The following is a 14,614-nucleotide window of genomic DNA, read 5'->3' on the forward strand; positions in this document are numbered from 1 at the left end:
TCGCGCCCCGGCGGCAAGGGCGCGGGGCTCAGATGCCGGCGTACCATTCGTAGCCGGCGATATCCTCCCACAGGCCGCCCTTGCCGCCGTAGAGAGGCGTGAGGTCGGCGACTGCCTCGATCCGCTCGACATATTTGGCCTGCTTGTAGCCCAGCTGGCGCTCGACGCGCAGCCGCGCGGGCGCGCCGTGCCCAATGTCCAGCCGCCGGTCGTTGAGCCCGAGCGCGAGGATGGTCTGCAGGTGAAAGGCGTCGATCAGGTCAATCGATTCGTAATAGGGCCGCCCGCCCGCATATCGGTCGGCACAGTGGAAGACGAGGTAGCGCGCGCGGGTACTGAGCTCCGCCGCGTCGAGCAGCGTCGCGAGGCGCGGCCCCTGCCACTTGCCGATCGCGCTCCATCCCTCGACGCAGTCGTGACGGGTGATCTGCGCGCGCTGCGGCATCGACAGGAGATCGGCGACGCTGAACGATTGTGGCCGGGCGACCAGACCGTCGACCCGCACGCGCCAGTCGGCGAAGCCGGCGGCGGCGTGCGCGGCATAATCGGGGGTGCCGGGATTGCGGGTGCCGTTGGTGCGGAACACCGGCGACATCTGGTCCACCCGGAACTCGCGGGCGAGCGCGTTGCGGTCCATCAGGGCGCGCTGCGTCCACTGGTTCCAGTCGGCGCCCTTGAAGATCAGCCCGCGAATCTGCTCGTTCTGCCCGGCGGCGTCGCAGCCAGCGAGGAGGCCCCCCGCGCCCGCGGCCAGTCCCCCGATCAGCATGCGGCGTGTGATGAGGCTCATCGGTAATCCTCCCCCGGCACGCGCCAGCGCCCGGTAATCATCGATCGCACCTCGTTGACCGGCCCCGCCAAGATGACGAGCGCAAGGTGGACGATGATGAAGCCCGCAATCGCCATCGACGCGATGAAGTGGATCGACCGTGCCGACTGCCGCCCGCCGAACAGGTCGAGCAGCCACGGCGCGGCGGCATTGATCCCCGGCGACATGGTCAAGCCGGTGGCGATGGCCAGCGGCAGCAGGACGAAGATGACGCCGACATAGCTGAGCTTCTGGAGGGTGTTGAACGCGCCGGGTTGCTTTGGATCGTGGAAGCGCAGCGCCAGATGCTCACGCACGTCACGCGCCAGGTGCGCGGGCGCGAGTTCGCTGGCGCGGAGCCGGAGGTCGCGCTGGAAATGCCGGTTGATGAGGCTCGCGACCATGAAGAGGAGCAGGCCGAAGCCGAGCACCAGCGCAAAGGTCAGATGCCATCGCCGTGCGAGCGCAAGATTGTAGGTCGAGGGGATGGTCAGCCAGCCGGGCACCCTTCCGCCCTCGAACACCCACGCGACGCGGAACCAGGGCTGGTCGAAATTGGCCCCGAACTGGCCCCAGTAGAGATTGGGGTGTGCGTTGAGGATCATCAGCCCCGAGCCGAGCAGGACGAAGATCGTCAGCGCATTGACCCAGTGCCACAATCGCGTGGCCAATTTGTGCTTGGCGACCCACATCGGCTTCGCTCCCCGCCCGTCCGATTGCGCCATGTTAGCACGTCATCCGTAAGCGCGCACGAAGAACACGATCGTCGTGACCGTGGTGACGGTCAGCGTCCAGCCCCGGACAAGGCGCGGGGAGAGCCGCTTGCCGAGATGCGCCCCCGCCCAGCCGCCGAACGCTGCGCCCGCCAGCATCGGCAGGCACGCCTCCCACCGAACCATGCCGAAGGCCACGAAGACCACTGTCGCGGCCGCATTGGCCATCGCCAGCATCAGCGTGCGGGGTGCCATCAGCTTGTGCGGCGGCTCGCCCGCGAGTAGCCCCCAGGTCGCGGTTAGCATCAGCCCGACGCCCCCGCCGAAATAACCGCCATAGACGCCGAGCAGCGCCTGCGCCGTGACCAGTGCGCGCGGGCCGGGCGCGGCGTGACGCTGGAGCATCTCCGCCGCGCGCTTGCCGAAGGCGATGGCGATCGTCGCGACCAGGAGCAGCCAGGGAATGACGATGTCGAACACCCGGGTCGGCGTGACGACGAGCAGCAGGCTGCCGACGATCCCCGCCACAAAGGTGATGGCGGCGAGCGTGCGCACCCCCACCCCGCCGATCGGCTGAAGCCCGCGGCGATAGGTCCAGGCACTCGCGATCGCCCCCGGCTGCAGCGCGACGTTCGAGGTCGCGTTGGCGATCGGGCCGGGCAGGCCGATCGCGATCAGCGCCGGCATGGTGGCAAAGGTTCCGCCCCCCGCCAGCGCATTCATGGCGCCGCCCAGCGTTCCGGCGGCGGCGGCAAGGGCGATCAGGGCGGGGTCGAGCATGCCGCCCCTTTCGCGGGGCGCGAGGCGGGTGTCCAGATGGTCCCCAGAAAACCGCGCGCAGAACCTTACGGACTTCCCTTGCCCCCATGTGCACCGACCGCGGTGCCGGTCGAGAAGCTTGTCTCGTCCGACGCCATGGTCACGAACAGCGCAGCAAGCTCGGCGGGCTGGCCGGCGCGGCCGAGCGGTGTGTCCTGGCCGAACTCGCCCATCTTGCCGGGAAGCTGCCCGCCCGCGACCTGAAGCGGTGTCCAGATCGGTCCGGGCGCGATCATGTTGACGCGGATGCCGCGCTTGGCGAGCTGCTTGGCCAGCCCCTTGGTGAAGATCAGGATCGCGCCCTTGGTGGAAGCGTAGTCGAGCAGCTCCTCACCTGGATCATAGCTGTTGACCGATCCGACGTTGAGGATGACCGATCCCGGCGCCATGCCCTGCGCGGCTGCACGGGCGATACGGAAATAGCTGTAGATGTTGGTCTCGAACGTCCGCACCATCTGCTCGTCGGTGATCGCGAAGATATCCGGCTTCGACTGCTGATAGGCGGCGTTGTTGACGACGATGTCGAGCCCGCCCAGCCCCCGCCGCGCACTCGCGACGATCGCCTCGCAGCCTTGAAGGGTGCGCAGGTCGCGCGGAATGGCAACCGCGCGGCGGCCCGCCTGGCGGATCAGATCGACGACCTCGCGCGCATCGGGCTCCTCGTCCGGGTGGTAGTTGATGGCGACGTCGGCACCCTCACGCGCAAAGGCGATGGCGGCTGCCCGTCCGATGCCCGAATCGCCGCCAGTGATGAGCGCCTTGCGCCCCGCGAGGCGGCCCGAGCCGCGATAGCTCGCTTCGCCGCAATCGGGCCTCGGCGTCATCTTCGACTGGAGGCCGGGCCAGGGCTGCTTCTGCTCGGGGAAGGGATCGCTGGTGTATCGACTGCGCGGATCGGTCAGCGGGCGCGCGGGGGCCGGTGCCGGTGTCTGCGCGGCGAGCGGCATTCCTGCTCCCGCCAGTCCCAGGCCCACACCGCCCAGCACCGCGCGCCGCGATGGTCCGCTGTCCGTCATCCGCCATCTCCCGAAATCGCGCCGGGGCGGCGCGTGGGAAGAGAACCGGCAGGTCGGGATTTGGTTCAGGAAAACAGGTGCTTGGGTAGCCCGACCGACCAAATGCGGTAGCGGCGGAACGCGGCCCGCGGCCGCGCGCTTATGGCGGCGATGATGGGAGAACCGGCGATGAACCAAGCACTCGACGAAGCGCGGCTCCGGCTCGAGGCTTTCCGCGGCGACGCGCCGGCGGACCGGGTGCTCGATGCCGCGAGCGGACTCACCGCTGGCGACGTCGACGTGCTGCTCGCCGCGTGCCGGTCACCGACCGATCTGGAGCCGGGCGGCAGCCTCAGCCTGGACGACCTGAGCGGGAATGCTTGAACGAAGGCCGGAAGCCGATCGCAGATACCGGACCCCTACCCCAGCGCCGCCTGCTTCTCCGCCGCCAGCCGGTCGAGTTCGGCCCGGCTCTTCTTCTCCGCCGCGGTCTTCAGCTGTCCGCACGCCGCATCGATGTCTCGGCCGCGCGGGGTGCGGACGGGGGCCGAGATACCGCCCTCGAACACGATGTTCGAGAAGGACCGGATGCGCTCGGGCGTCGAGCATTCATATTCGGCGCCTGGCCACGGGTTGAAGGGGATCAGGTTGACCTTGGCCGGCAGCTTGAACTGGCGCAGCAGTCGAACGAGTTCGCGCGCGTCCGCGTCGCTGTCGTTCTTGTCCTTGAGCATCACATATTCGAAGGTGATGCGCCGGGCATTGTTCGCGCCGGGATAGTCGGCGCACGCCTGCAGCAGTTCCTCGATCCCGTATTTCCTGTTCAGCGGCACGATCTCGTCGCGCACATCCTTGGTCACTGCATGGAGCGAGACGGCGAGGTTGACGCCGATCTCCTCACCCGCGCGCGCCATCATCGGCACGACGCCGCTGGTCGACAGCGTGATCCGCCGCTTCGAGAGCGCAAGGCCGTCGCCGTCCATGACGATCTTGAGCCCGTCGCGCACTGCATCGAAATTATAGAGCGGCTCGCCCATCCCCATCATCACGATGTTGGTGAGAAGGCGCCCGTCGGGGCTGGAAGGCCATTCGCCGAGCGCGTCGCGCGCCAGCATCACCTGTCCGACGATCTCGCCCGCGGTCAGGTTGCGCACCAGCCGCATCGTGCCGGTGTGGCAGAAGCGGCAGTTGAGCGTACAGCCGACCTGGCTCGACACGCACAAGGTCCCCCGATCGGCGTCGGGGATGAACACCATCTCGTAATCCTGCCCGTCGGGCGAGGTGAGCAGCCACTTGCGCGTGCCATCCTCCGACACCTGCGCCTCTTTGACGTCGGGGCGGCCGACGACAAACCGCTCGGCCAGCCACGGGTGCTGCGCCTTGGCGATGTCGGTCATCAGCGTGAAATCGGTGACGCCGCGATTGTAGATCCAGTGCCATAACTGCTTGGCGCGCAGCTTGGCCTGTTTCGGCTCCATGCCCGCCGCCTCAAGCGCGACGCGGATCGCACCCTTGTCGAGCCCGACCAGATCGACGCGGCCGTCGGGCCGCGCGAACGGCGCCCGCGCGACCGGCACAGGATCGATGTGCCCGGGGATGGGCATGGGGGCGGCCGAGGCTGTCTGCATGGGGCGGGATATAGTCGAAAAGTGGCGCTGGCGCTAGGGCGGGCGGCGAGCGCTAGACGACGACTGAACGCGCATCTGCGAATGCGAAGGGCATGACGATGAGAACGCGAATTAAGATTTGCTGCATCGCCTCGCTGGACGAAGCAAGGATCGCGGTCGGTGCCGGTGCGGATGCGCTGGGGCTCGTCGCGCGAATGCCATCGGGGCCCGGCCCCATTCCCGATTCGATCATCGCGTCGGTGACCGCCGTCGTACCGCCGCCGGTCGCGACGTTTCTTCTGACGTCCGAAACCCTGGCCGATGCGATCTCCGCGCATGTCCGGGCGACCCGCCCGACTGCGGTCCAGATCGTGTCGCACATCGATCCCGCGCAGTCGGAGAAGCTGGCGCGGCTGGAACCGCATCTGCGCCGCGTTCAGGTGATCCATGTCGAAGGCCCGGACGCGCTCGACCTGATCCCCGCTTATGCGCCGCACGTCCATGCATTCCTGCTCGATTCCGGCCGACCGAATGCAGCCATCGCGGAACTGGGCGGAACCGGCCGTGCGCACGACTGGTCCGTCAGCGCGGCTATCGTCCGAGCCACCGATCGGCCGGTCTTTTTGGCGGGCGGGCTGTCGGCCGCGAATGTGGCCGACGCGATCCGGCGGGTTCGTCCCTTCGGCCTCGACCTGTGCTCGGGCGTGCGCAACGACGGGCGTCTCGATCCGGGGAAGCTTGCCGCCTTCATGCGGGCCGCCCGGCAAACGGATGCCGAGCTGGAATCGACCAGCCGGGCGGGGTGACTCTGCCCGGTGCGGGGCCGGATGGCGTCGCGCCGCCCGCTAAAGCCGATCGCGCCGCTTGCCCTATTCCTGCCCCGCTTTGTCCGCTAGCGGACGCAGCATGTCGCTCATCGATCGCTTCCTCACCCGCGCGATCCGTCGCGGCGAGTTGACCGTCACCTTTCCGGGCGGGCGGACCGCAACCTATGGTGCGCCCGATGCCGAGCTCGGAGCCGTCGCCATCCGCTTCGCCGATGGGCGGGCGTTAAGGCAGCTGCTCGCCGACCCCAGCCTCGGCGCGGCAGAGGGGTTCATGGACGGGCGCTTGATCATCGAGCGCGGCGACATCCGCGACTTCCTCAATCTCGCCACCGCCAACAACCGCTGGGAAGCGGGCCTCGGCACGCTCAACGCGAGCCCGGCGAAGCGCACGATCGATGCAGTCCGCTTCCGCATCGACCGGATCAACATGGCGCGCCGGGCGAAGCGCAACGTCGCGCACCATTACGACCTGTCGGACCGGCTCTACGACCTGTTCCTCGACGTCGACCGACAGTACAGCTGCGCCTATTTCACCGATCCGGCCACCCCCCTCGAACAGGCGCAGCTCGACAAGAAGGTTCATATCGCCGCCAAGCTGGCGATCGAGCCGGGAATGAAGGTGCTAGACATTGGCTGCGGCTGGGGCGGGATGGCACTCTACCTCCACCGCACGACGGGGGCGGAGGTGTGTGGCATCACCCTGTCGGAAGAACAGCTCAAGGTCGCTCGCCGCCGGGCCGAGATGGCGGGGGTGGACGGCAAGGTCCGCTTCGAGCTGATCGACTATCGCCACATGACCGGTCAGTTCGACCGGATCGTGTCGGTCGGCATGTTCGAGCATGTGGGACCCGCGCATTACCGCACCTTCTTCAGGCAGTGCCGCAACCTGCTGACGCCCGAGGGAGTGATGCTGCTCCACACGATAGGCCGCGCGGGCGGGCCGGGGACGACCGACGCCTTCACCGCCAAGTACATCTTCCCCGGCGGCTATATTCCTGCGCTGTCGGAGATCGCGAAGGGGCATGAGGGCCTCCGCATGTTCCTCACCGATGTCGAGGTACTGCGACTCCATTATGCCTACACGCTCGCGGCCTGGTATCACCGCGTCATCGCCGCGAAGGAGGCGATCGTCGCGCTCTATGACGAGCGCTTCTACCGGATGTGGACCTATTACCTCGCCGGCAGCGAGGTGAGCTTCCGCCATGGCGGGCTCGTCAACTACCAGCTCCAATATGCACGCGACCGCCACGCGCTGCCGATCACGCGCGATTACATGCTGGAGCAGGAACGCGCGCTGGGCGAGATCGCAGAGCCGGTGGTGATGGCCTGATCCTCCCCGGCGCCGGGAGGCTCATGGCTTTCCAAGCGTGCTCGCCCATGACGCGGCGACCAGCTGTTCAAGCACCCCCGCATCCACCCGGTCCAGCCGTTTGAGGTAGACGCAGCCCACCCCCGTCCGATGCGGGCCGAGCCGCGCCAGCAGGTCGGCCTTCTCGGGAAAGTCCTGCGCCAGATAGAGCACCGTCTCGGCCCTGCGCGGGGAAAAGCCGATCGCGCATATCCGCTGGTCCTTGCCGCTGGCGCGATAGCTGTATTCGCTGCAGCCGACGATGCTCGCGCCCCACATTCGCGCCCGCTCCCCCGGAGACATGCTCGTAGAGCGCGCGGAGTGCCGCGGCATCCGCGCGCCGCGCCGGATCGGGCACCGAGGCGATGAAGGCATCGACATCCGCCTCGGTCGCCTGCGTCTTGAGGGTCACGGCATCTTTTCCCGCCCGAGTCGCATCGCACGACTTTGCCACTTGCCCGGTGGCGGGCGCCATCCCATGAAGGCGCGGCCATGGAATTCGGGTTCGTCCTTTCGACCGTCGCCGAGACGATCCAGATCGCAATCGCGCCGGTGTTCCTGCTCGCCGGAATCGCAGGGTTGCTCAACGTGCTGACCGGTCGGCTGGCGCGCGTCATCGATCGTGCCCGCGCGCTCGAACAGCTGCACCCACGCACGACGGGGCCGGAGCATGACCGCCATGTCTGGGAACTCAGGCGCATCGATCGCCGGATCACCGTCATCAACGCCTCGATCTCGCTCGTCACTGCCTCGGCGATCGCGATCTGCGCGGTGGTCGCGCTGTTGTTCATCGCCGAGCTGTCGAATCTCAAGATCGGCACCGTCGTCGCCAGCGCCTTCATCGGATCGATGCTGATGCTGATCGCCGGCCTCGTCTTCTTCCTCATCGAGGTGCGCATGTCGCTCAAGGCATCGCACATCCGTGCCGAACTGCTCGAACTCGACCCAACGAGCAAAAGGCGCTGGCACCCGTGACTGCCGGGCGCGGCGCGCTTCAGGCGGTGGTCGCGCTCGCCAGCATCGTGCCGCTGTCGGTCGCCGCGATCAGCCTCGCGCGCGGGCCGGTGTGGATGGGACAGGCCGCGCCGGTCGCCACCGATCTCGACAGCCATTTCCGCTATCTCTCGGGCATCTTCCTTGCCCTCGGCCTCGGCTTCGCAAGCTGCATCCCCGGCATCGAGCGCAAGGGACCGCGCCTCCGCCTGCTCGGCGCGCTGGTGATCGCCGGCGGGCTGGGCCGGGCGTGGAGCTTCATCCAGGTCGGCGCGCCGTCAGCGGGGCATCTGGGTGGCCTGGGCATCGAACTGGGGCTGGTCCCCATTGTCCTCGCTTGGCAGGCGGTTCTCGCCAGACGAACGTCGTCCCTGCCCCCTCGACCTCGCTCGGGACAGGCTTGATCCGGGATCCCGCTTCCTCGTCGCGGCGGTAGAATGGCAGCGCCCCCCGGCTCACGGCCGGGGTGACGAGTGAGGATTATTCCGCCCCTTCGAGCCGCGGCCCCGCCGCCACGCTCGGCAGGTAGCGCGGCCCCGGCAGCGGCCCGCGTGCCGCCTCATACCCCGCACCCGCATCGAACAGGCGCTGCTCGCTCCATTTCGGCCCGATGAAGGAGAGGCCGACGGGCAGTCCCATCACCTGCCCCATCGGCACGGTAAGATGCGGATAGCCGGCCACCGCGGGCAGTCCGCTCGCCGAGGGGCCGCTCACCTGGTCGCCATGCACCGGGTCCGACAGCCACGCTGCGCCATAGCTTGGCGTCACGATCACCGCGACCTTGGCCAGCATCGTGTCGAGCGCCTGGGTCGCCAGCGCCAGCGACTTGGCCCGCGCCGGCTTGTAGCGCGGGTCGGCGGTGCCGCCGGTCTTCTCCGCCGCCTCGAAGATGTCCTGTCCAAAGAACGGCATCTCGGTCGCAGCATTCGCCCGATTGAAGGCGATGACGTCGGCGAGGGTGCGTACCTTCACCGATGGCGGCGTGGTGGCGAGATATGCGGCAAGGTCGGACTTCAGCTCCATCTTGAGCACGTCGAACTCGGCCTCGCCCAGCCCCTTGGTCTCGGGCTGCTTGACCTCGACCAGCACGGCTCCCGCGGCGCGCAGCCGCGCGAGCGCCGCGTCGAACTGGCGCGCGAGCGCCTCCGAAAGCCCCTCGGGCCGCAATACGCCGACGCGCATGCCGCTGAGCGCCGCAGGGTTCAGCCGCGCGGCGTAGTCGCCCTTCCTCGCATCCGCTTCGCGCGTCGCCGCGTCGGCGGCATCGCTCCCCGCCATCACCGCCATCAGCGCGGCGGCGTCGCGCACGCTGGTCGCCATCGGGCCGGGCGTGTCCTGGCTGTGGCTGATCGGGACGACATGGGTGCGGCTGACGAGGCCGAGCGTCGGCTTCATGCCAACGAGGCCGTTGATCGCGGAGGGACAGATGACCGAGCCGTCAGTCTCGGTCCCGACGCCCGCGCGCGCGAGGCCGGCGGCGATCGCCACGCCCGTCCCGCTCGACGACCCGCACGCCGTCCGGTCGAGCGCATAGGGGTTGCGCACCAGCCCGCCGACCGCGCTCCACCCGCTCATCGAGTTCGACGAGCGGATGTTCGCCCATTCGGACAGGTTGGTCTTGCCCAGCATGACGATCCCGCCCGCGCGCAGCCGCGCGGCAACGGGCGCGTCGCGCCGGGTCCTGTTGTCCTTGAGCGCCAGGCTGCCCGCAGTCGTCGGCAGTTCGACCGTCTCGATATTGTCCTTGATGAGCACCGGCCAGCCATGGACGGGCGAGCGCACGCGTCCCTTGGCCTGCTCGTCGTCCAGCCGCCGCGCCTGTGCCTCGGCATCGGGCGCAACCGCGATCACCGAGTTGAGCCGCGGCCCCGCCCGGTCGATCGCCTCGATCCGCTTGAGATAGGTGCGGGTGGCATCAAGGCTCGACGCCTCCTGCGCCGCCGCCGGAAGGGCGGCGGCGGCGAGAAGCAGGAAGACCGCAACCCGCCCCGCACTCACTCCGCCGCGACTCCGGCGCGCGCGAACATGTCGCCTTCGTCGCGCGGGTCCTCGTTCGCCGGGGCGGCAACGACCTTCTTGCGCTTGTCGAAGCTCGACCAGACGTCGTTCCAGTTGCCGCGCGTCGCACCCTTCGAATATTCGGTCGCGCGCGTCTCGAAGAAATTGGCGTGCTCGACGCCGTTGAGCAGCGGCGTCAGCCACGGGATCGGGTGCTCGTCGATCATGTAGATGGGCTTCAGACCCAGCTGGCTGAGGCGCCAGTCGGCGATGTAGCGGATATACTTCTTGATGTCCTTGGCGGTCATGCCGTTGACCGGCCCCATCTCAAACGCGAGGTCGATGAAGGCGTCCTCGAGCCGGATCGTCGTCTGGCACACATCGGCGATGTCGTCCTTCACCGCCTTGGTCAGGCACTGACGCTCGGCGCAGAAGGCGTGGAACATGCGGATGATGCCCTCGCAGTGCAGGCTCTCGTCGCGCACCGACCAGCTGACGATCTGGCCCATGCCCTTCATCTTGTTGAAGCGCGGGAAGTTCATCAGCATCGCGAAGCTGGCGAACAGCTGCACGCCTTCGGTAAAGCCGCCGAACATGGCGAGCGTGCGGGCGATGTCCTCGTCCGAATCGACGCCGAAATTCTGCATGTAATCATGCTTGTCCTTCAGCTCGGCATATTCGAGGAAGGCGCCATACTCGCTCTCGGGCATGCCGATCGTGTCGAGCAGGTGGCTATAGGCGGCGATGTGGACCGTCTCCATGTTGCTGAACGCGGTCAGCATCATCTTGATCTCGGTCGGCTTGAACACGCGGCCGTATTTCTCGTGATAGCAGTCCTGCACCTCGACATCGGCCTGGGTGAAGAAGCGGAAGATCTGCGTCAGCAGGTTGCGCTCGTGGTCGGAGAGCTTCTGTGCCCAGTCGCGGCAATCCTCGCCCAGCGGCACCTCCTCGGGCAGCCAGTGGAGCTGCTGCTGGCGCTTCCAGAAATCGAACGCCCAGGGGTATTCGAACGGCTTGTACTGCTTGGAGGCCTGAAGAAGGGGCATGGGCGTTACTCCGAGAAAGACGAGAAGAGGACTGCGCAGAGACACAGTGTGAAAAATGATCCGAACACGACGCTCGCCCATGCATGGAAGCGGGCGAACGCTCGATCGGACGCGGTACGCTGGGGCGGCTCGATCCCGGCAGCGCGATCGATCAGCACTTCGGCCAAGGGTACACCGTCATACCATTGACGGCGCACCAGAGTCCAAATGCCGAGCGTCAGGAGACCAGGACCAACGACACTCAGGGAGGCGAAGGCCGCGATGCTCACCCCTCGCCTCCCCGCCACAGCGCCGTCGCGCTCATCGCCAGCACCGCGCCGCCGGCCAGCGCCATGATGCCGACCATGCGGAAGGCATAGACCCGCCCCGGCGAGGCCGGCCGGGCGAGCGCGGCGAGAAGGCCGGTGCCCGCGAGCACCAGCACCGCCGCGACGGCGTACATGATGGCGATCGACAGGCTCATCGCCGCTCGCGCCACTTCACGACCGTTACCGTCCGGGTCTTGCGCGCGCCGACGCCGAACACGACGATGCCGAGGAAATAGCCGAAGTCATACCAGCCGCCATTGTTGGGCACGGCATAGACGGCGACGTCGGGCATGAAGAGACTTAGAGCCCAGGAAACGGGGAAGATGAACCCGTGCCAAAGCCCGTGGAGGAACCCAGGGGCACCGGGCGCCACGGCATCCCCCACCTGACGCGCACAGGCGGCGAGCGCGAGCAGCAGAAGGGGAACGAGGCGCTTCATGCCGCGACACGCCTTATCGTCGCTCCGGACTTGTTCCGCGTGACGAAGGACCGCGCATCCAATCCCCCGCCCGCTCGTTCGAGCGCGGAACCCCCAGTAGGAGACCCCAAATGGCCGACCTCAACAACATCCGCGAGCATATGGAAGTCATCGGTGCCGACGGCGTGCATGTCGGCACCGTCGACCGCGTCGAGGGCGACCGCATCAAGCTCACCAAGAAGGACTCGGGCGCCGATATCGAGGGCGCCGGCGAAGGGCATCATGCGGGCCACCATCACTTCATCCCCGCCGGCCTCGTCGCCGAGGTCGAGGGCGACCAGGTCCGCCTCTCCGCCAATGCCGACGTCGCGGTGACGTTCGAGGAGGAAGAAGGCGGCGAGCCGGTCTGACATCTTCTTTGCCTGGTGACGGGGGAGGCTTCGATCCTCCCCCGTCAGTTGGAGGTTATCATCAACGCTTCCGATCTGGCCGTTGCGTTAGAGCCGCTGCGGAGACCGACTTGATTTCGCGGGGCGTCAGACTGGCGGGGTTCTTCATCCCCCGGCTAGCGATAGACGCAACACGCGAACTAGTTTTCTCGTTGGAAGCCAAACAAATCACCTCCTTCCGATTACTGGCAGGCTAAACACTCGTCGTAGTCAGTCGACTCGCCCAGCTCGAACTTCGGCTTCTCGATCGTGTTGTCGGCCTCGACCCCGCCGGCGAACCCGGCGCGCTGCACCGACTTCGAGCGGAGATAGTAGAGCGACTTGATGCCGAGCTCCCACGCGCGGAAGTGGAGCATCAGAAGGTCCCACTTCTCGACGTCGGCAGGGATGAACAGGTTGAGCGACTGCGCCTGATCGATATAGGGCGCGCGGTCGCCGGCAAGCTCGAGCACCCAGCGCTGGTCGATCTCGAAGCTCGTCTTGTAGCAGTCCTTCTCCTCCTGGCTGAGGAAGTCGAGATGCTGGACCGAGCCGCCGCGCTCGAGGATCGTGTTCCACACCGCGTCCGAGTTCTTCGACTTGGAGATCAGCAGCTTTTCCAGATACGGGTTCTTGACCGCGAAGCTGCCCGACAGCGTCTTGTGCGTGTAGATATTGGCCGGGATCGGCTCGATGCAGGCCGACGTGCCGCCGCAGATGATGCTGATCGACGCGGTCGGCGCGATCGCCATCTTGCAGCTGAACCGCTCCATCACGCCCATGTCGGCCGCATCCGGGCACGGGCCACGCTCGACCGCGAGCTGCATCGAGGCTTCGTTCACCTGCGCGGCGATGTGCTTGAAGATCTTGAGGTTCCACGACTTGGCCATCGCCCCCTCGAACGGCAGCCCGCGTGCCTGGAGGAAGCTGTGGAAACCCATGACGCCAAGGCCCACCGACCGCTCGCGCGCCGCCGAATAGCGGGCGCGGGCCATCTCGTCGGGCGCACGCTCGATATAGTCGGTGAGGACGTTGTCGAGGAAGCGCATCACGTCCTCGACGAAACGCTTGTCGTCCTTCCACTCGTCCCAGGTTTCGAGGTTGAGCGACGACAGACAGCAAACTGCGGTGCGGTCGTTTCCGAGGTGATCGCGGCCGGTCGGCAGCGTGATCTCGCTGCACAGGTTCGAGGTCGATACCTTGAGGCCCAGGTCACGGTGATGCTTGGGCATCGTGTTGTTCACATGGTCGCTGAACACGATGTAGGGCTCGCCCGTCGCCAGCCGCGTCTCGACCAGCTTCTGGAACAGCGCGCGCGCATCGACCTTGCCGCGGACGCTGCCGTCCTTGGGCGACTTGAGCTCCCACTCGGCGCCGTCGCGGACCGCTTCCATGAAGGCGTCGGGGATCAGTACGCCGTGATGGAGGTTCAATGCCTTGCGGTTGAAGTCGCCCGAGGGCTTGCGGATCTCGAGGAACTCCTCGATCTCCGGGTGGCTGATGTCGAGATAGCAGGCGGCCGAGCCGCGGCGGAGCGACCCTTGGCTGATCGCCAGCGTCAGCGAGTCCATCACGCGCACGAACGGAATGATGCCGCTGGTCTTGCCATTGAGGCCGACGGGCTCGCCGATGCCGCGGACATTGCCCCAATAGGTGCCGATGCCGCCGCCGCGCGAAGCAAGCCACACATTCTCGTTCCACGTCTCGACAATGCCCTCCAGGCTGTCGGGGACCGAGTTGAGATAGCAGGAGATGGGCAAGCCGCGCCCGGTGCCGCCGTTCGACAGCACGGGCGTCGCCGGCATGAACCACAGCTTTGAGATATAGTCGTAGAGCCGCTGGGCGTGCGGCGCATCGTCGGCATAGGCCGAAGCCACGCGCACGAACAGGTCCTGATAGCTTTCGCCGGGCAGGAGATAACGGTCCTTCAGCGTCTCCTTGCCGAACTCGGTCAGCAGCGCGTCGCGGCCGTGATCAACCTCGACCGCATAGAGCTGTGCGTCGATCGACTTCGAATCGCGCTTGGGCTTGGGTGCCGCGGCGGCTTCGAGGGCGGGGGCTTCGGCAATGTCGGTGCTGTCGTTCACGCGCTGATCGTCCCTGAAATCCATGACGGCCCCGTTCCTCATACGTTCGACTCGGGCGTCGTCGTGCGATGCTACCACCGCCCCGCCCACGCGCGAGAACAAAAAGTGATCGCGCCGGGGCCTCGCGGCGGCGGCAGGGCCATCACCGCGATATGGTGTCGCGGCGTCCTGATACCACCTCTTGTGTCAGCCCCCTGACGTGACCGCAATAGATTG

Annotated in this window: 17 protein-coding genes; 6 read left to right on the forward strand and 11 right to left on the reverse strand. The window is 67.2% G+C overall.

Going from position 1 to position 14,614, the window contains the following annotated elements; translation table 11 throughout:
* Window positions 1-28 precede the first annotated feature (28 nt).
* The 4 genes from COC42_RS07460 to COC42_RS07475 form a co-directional block, all read right to left on the reverse strand.
* The gene (locus tag COC42_RS07460; protein ID WP_096342525.1) at window positions 29-790 is read right to left on the reverse strand and encodes a molybdopterin-dependent oxidoreductase; all 762 of its coding nucleotides are present in this window, start codon (window positions 788-790) and stop codon (window positions 29-31) included.
* Window positions 787-1,500, reverse strand: a complete 714-nt coding sequence (locus tag COC42_RS07465) for a cytochrome b/b6 domain-containing protein (protein WP_245843915.1) — start codon at window positions 1,498-1,500, stop codon at window positions 787-789. Before COC42_RS07465 ends, COC42_RS07460 begins: the two co-directional genes overlap by 4 nt.
* Before the next feature lie 42 nt (window positions 1,501-1,542).
* Entirely contained in the window at window positions 1,543-2,301 is a 759-nt protein-coding gene (locus COC42_RS07470; RefSeq protein WP_096342527.1) for a sulfite exporter TauE/SafE family protein, read from the reverse strand.
* Between the two features lie 65 nt (window positions 2,302-2,366).
* Window positions 2,367-3,356: an SDR family oxidoreductase gene (locus COC42_RS07475; protein WP_096342528.1), complete on the reverse strand. Its 990-nt coding sequence runs from the start codon at window positions 3,354-3,356 to the stop codon at window positions 2,367-2,369.
* Window positions 3,357-3,524: 168 nt separating this feature from the next.
* On the opposite strand from COC42_RS07475, the gene COC42_RS07480 reads away from it, so the two are divergent.
* The gene (locus COC42_RS07480; RefSeq protein ID WP_141395801.1) at window positions 3,525-3,719 is read left to right on the forward strand and encodes a hypothetical protein; all 195 of its coding nucleotides are present in this window, start codon (window positions 3,525-3,527) and stop codon (window positions 3,717-3,719) included.
* Between the two features lie 35 nt (window positions 3,720-3,754).
* On the opposite strand, the gene rlmN is transcribed toward COC42_RS07480, so the two are convergent.
* On the reverse strand, window positions 3,755-4,939 hold the full coding sequence (rlmN, locus tag COC42_RS07485; protein WP_245843916.1) for a dual-specificity RNA methyltransferase RlmN: 1,185 nt from the start codon (window positions 4,937-4,939) through the stop codon (window positions 3,755-3,757).
* 122 nt (window positions 4,940-5,061) lie between these two features.
* Between rlmN and COC42_RS07490 the strand changes: the two genes are divergently transcribed.
* Both COC42_RS07490 and COC42_RS07495 read left to right on the forward strand, forming a co-directional pair.
* The gene (locus COC42_RS07490; RefSeq protein WP_096343168.1) at window positions 5,062-5,748 is read left to right on the forward strand and encodes a phosphoribosylanthranilate isomerase; all 687 of its coding nucleotides are present in this window, start codon (window positions 5,062-5,064) and stop codon (window positions 5,746-5,748) included.
* Window positions 5,749-5,848: 100 nt separating this feature from the next.
* Window positions 5,849-7,099, forward strand: coding sequence for an SAM-dependent methyltransferase (locus tag COC42_RS07495; RefSeq protein ID WP_096342531.1), 1,251 nt, complete (start codon window positions 5,849-5,851; stop codon window positions 7,097-7,099).
* Window positions 7,100-7,120: 21 nt separating this feature from the next.
* On the opposite strand, the gene COC42_RS07500 is transcribed toward COC42_RS07495, so the two are convergent.
* Complete coding sequence (locus tag COC42_RS07500) at window positions 7,121-7,396, reverse strand: DUF1801 domain-containing protein (RefSeq protein ID WP_245843918.1); 276 nt, start codon at window positions 7,394-7,396, stop codon at window positions 7,121-7,123.
* A gap of 213 nt (window positions 7,397-7,609) precedes the next feature.
* On the opposite strand from COC42_RS07500, the gene COC42_RS07505 reads away from it, so the two are divergent.
* Together COC42_RS07505 and COC42_RS07510 are read left to right on the forward strand one after the other, a co-directional pair.
* Window positions 7,610-8,092 carry a DUF2721 domain-containing protein gene (locus COC42_RS07505; RefSeq protein WP_096342532.1) on the forward strand — a complete coding sequence of 161 codons (483 nt, stop codon included), beginning with the start codon at window positions 7,610-7,612 and terminating at the stop codon, window positions 8,090-8,092.
* Window positions 8,089-8,514 (forward strand): DUF4345 domain-containing protein, encoded by a 426-nt coding sequence (locus tag COC42_RS07510; RefSeq protein ID WP_096342533.1) that lies wholly within the window; start codon window positions 8,089-8,091, stop codon window positions 8,512-8,514. The genes COC42_RS07505 and COC42_RS07510 overlap by 4 nt, the downstream gene beginning before the upstream one ends.
* Before the next feature lie 76 nt (window positions 8,515-8,590).
* Here the strand turns inward: COC42_RS07510 and COC42_RS07515 are convergent, their stop codons facing one another.
* The 4 genes from COC42_RS07515 to COC42_RS07535 form a co-directional block, all read right to left on the reverse strand.
* On the reverse strand, window positions 8,591-10,108 hold the full coding sequence (locus tag COC42_RS07515; RefSeq protein ID WP_096342534.1) for an amidase: 1,518 nt from the start codon (window positions 10,106-10,108) through the stop codon (window positions 8,591-8,593).
* On the reverse strand, window positions 10,105-11,157 hold the full coding sequence (locus COC42_RS07520; protein WP_096342535.1) for a ribonucleotide-diphosphate reductase subunit beta: 1,053 nt from the start codon (window positions 11,155-11,157) through the stop codon (window positions 10,105-10,107). Before COC42_RS07520 ends, COC42_RS07515 begins: the two co-directional genes overlap by 4 nt.
* Window positions 11,158-11,422: 265 nt before the next feature.
* Entirely contained in the window at window positions 11,423-11,620 is a 198-nt protein-coding gene (locus COC42_RS07530; RefSeq protein WP_096342537.1) for a hypothetical protein, read from the reverse strand.
* Window positions 11,617-11,904, reverse strand: coding sequence for a hypothetical protein (locus COC42_RS07535; protein ID WP_096342538.1), 288 nt, complete (start codon window positions 11,902-11,904; stop codon window positions 11,617-11,619). Before COC42_RS07535 ends, COC42_RS07530 begins: the two co-directional genes overlap by 4 nt.
* Before the next feature lie 110 nt (window positions 11,905-12,014).
* Between COC42_RS07535 and COC42_RS07540 the strand changes: the two genes are divergently transcribed.
* Window positions 12,015-12,293 (forward strand): DUF2171 domain-containing protein, encoded by a 279-nt coding sequence (locus tag COC42_RS07540; protein ID WP_096342539.1) that lies wholly within the window; start codon window positions 12,015-12,017, stop codon window positions 12,291-12,293.
* A gap of 221 nt (window positions 12,294-12,514) precedes the next feature.
* Here the strand turns inward: COC42_RS07540 and COC42_RS07545 are convergent, their stop codons facing one another.
* Window positions 12,515-14,422, reverse strand: a complete 1,908-nt coding sequence (locus COC42_RS07545) for a ribonucleoside-diphosphate reductase subunit alpha (RefSeq protein WP_096343169.1) — start codon at window positions 14,420-14,422, stop codon at window positions 12,515-12,517.
* Between the last annotated feature and the right edge of the window lie 192 nt (window positions 14,423-14,614).

The sequence above is a fragment of the Sphingomonas spermidinifaciens genome, from assembly GCF_002351485.1.
GTDB lineage: Bacteria > Pseudomonadota > Alphaproteobacteria > Sphingomonadales > Sphingomonadaceae > Sphingomonas > Sphingomonas spermidinifaciens.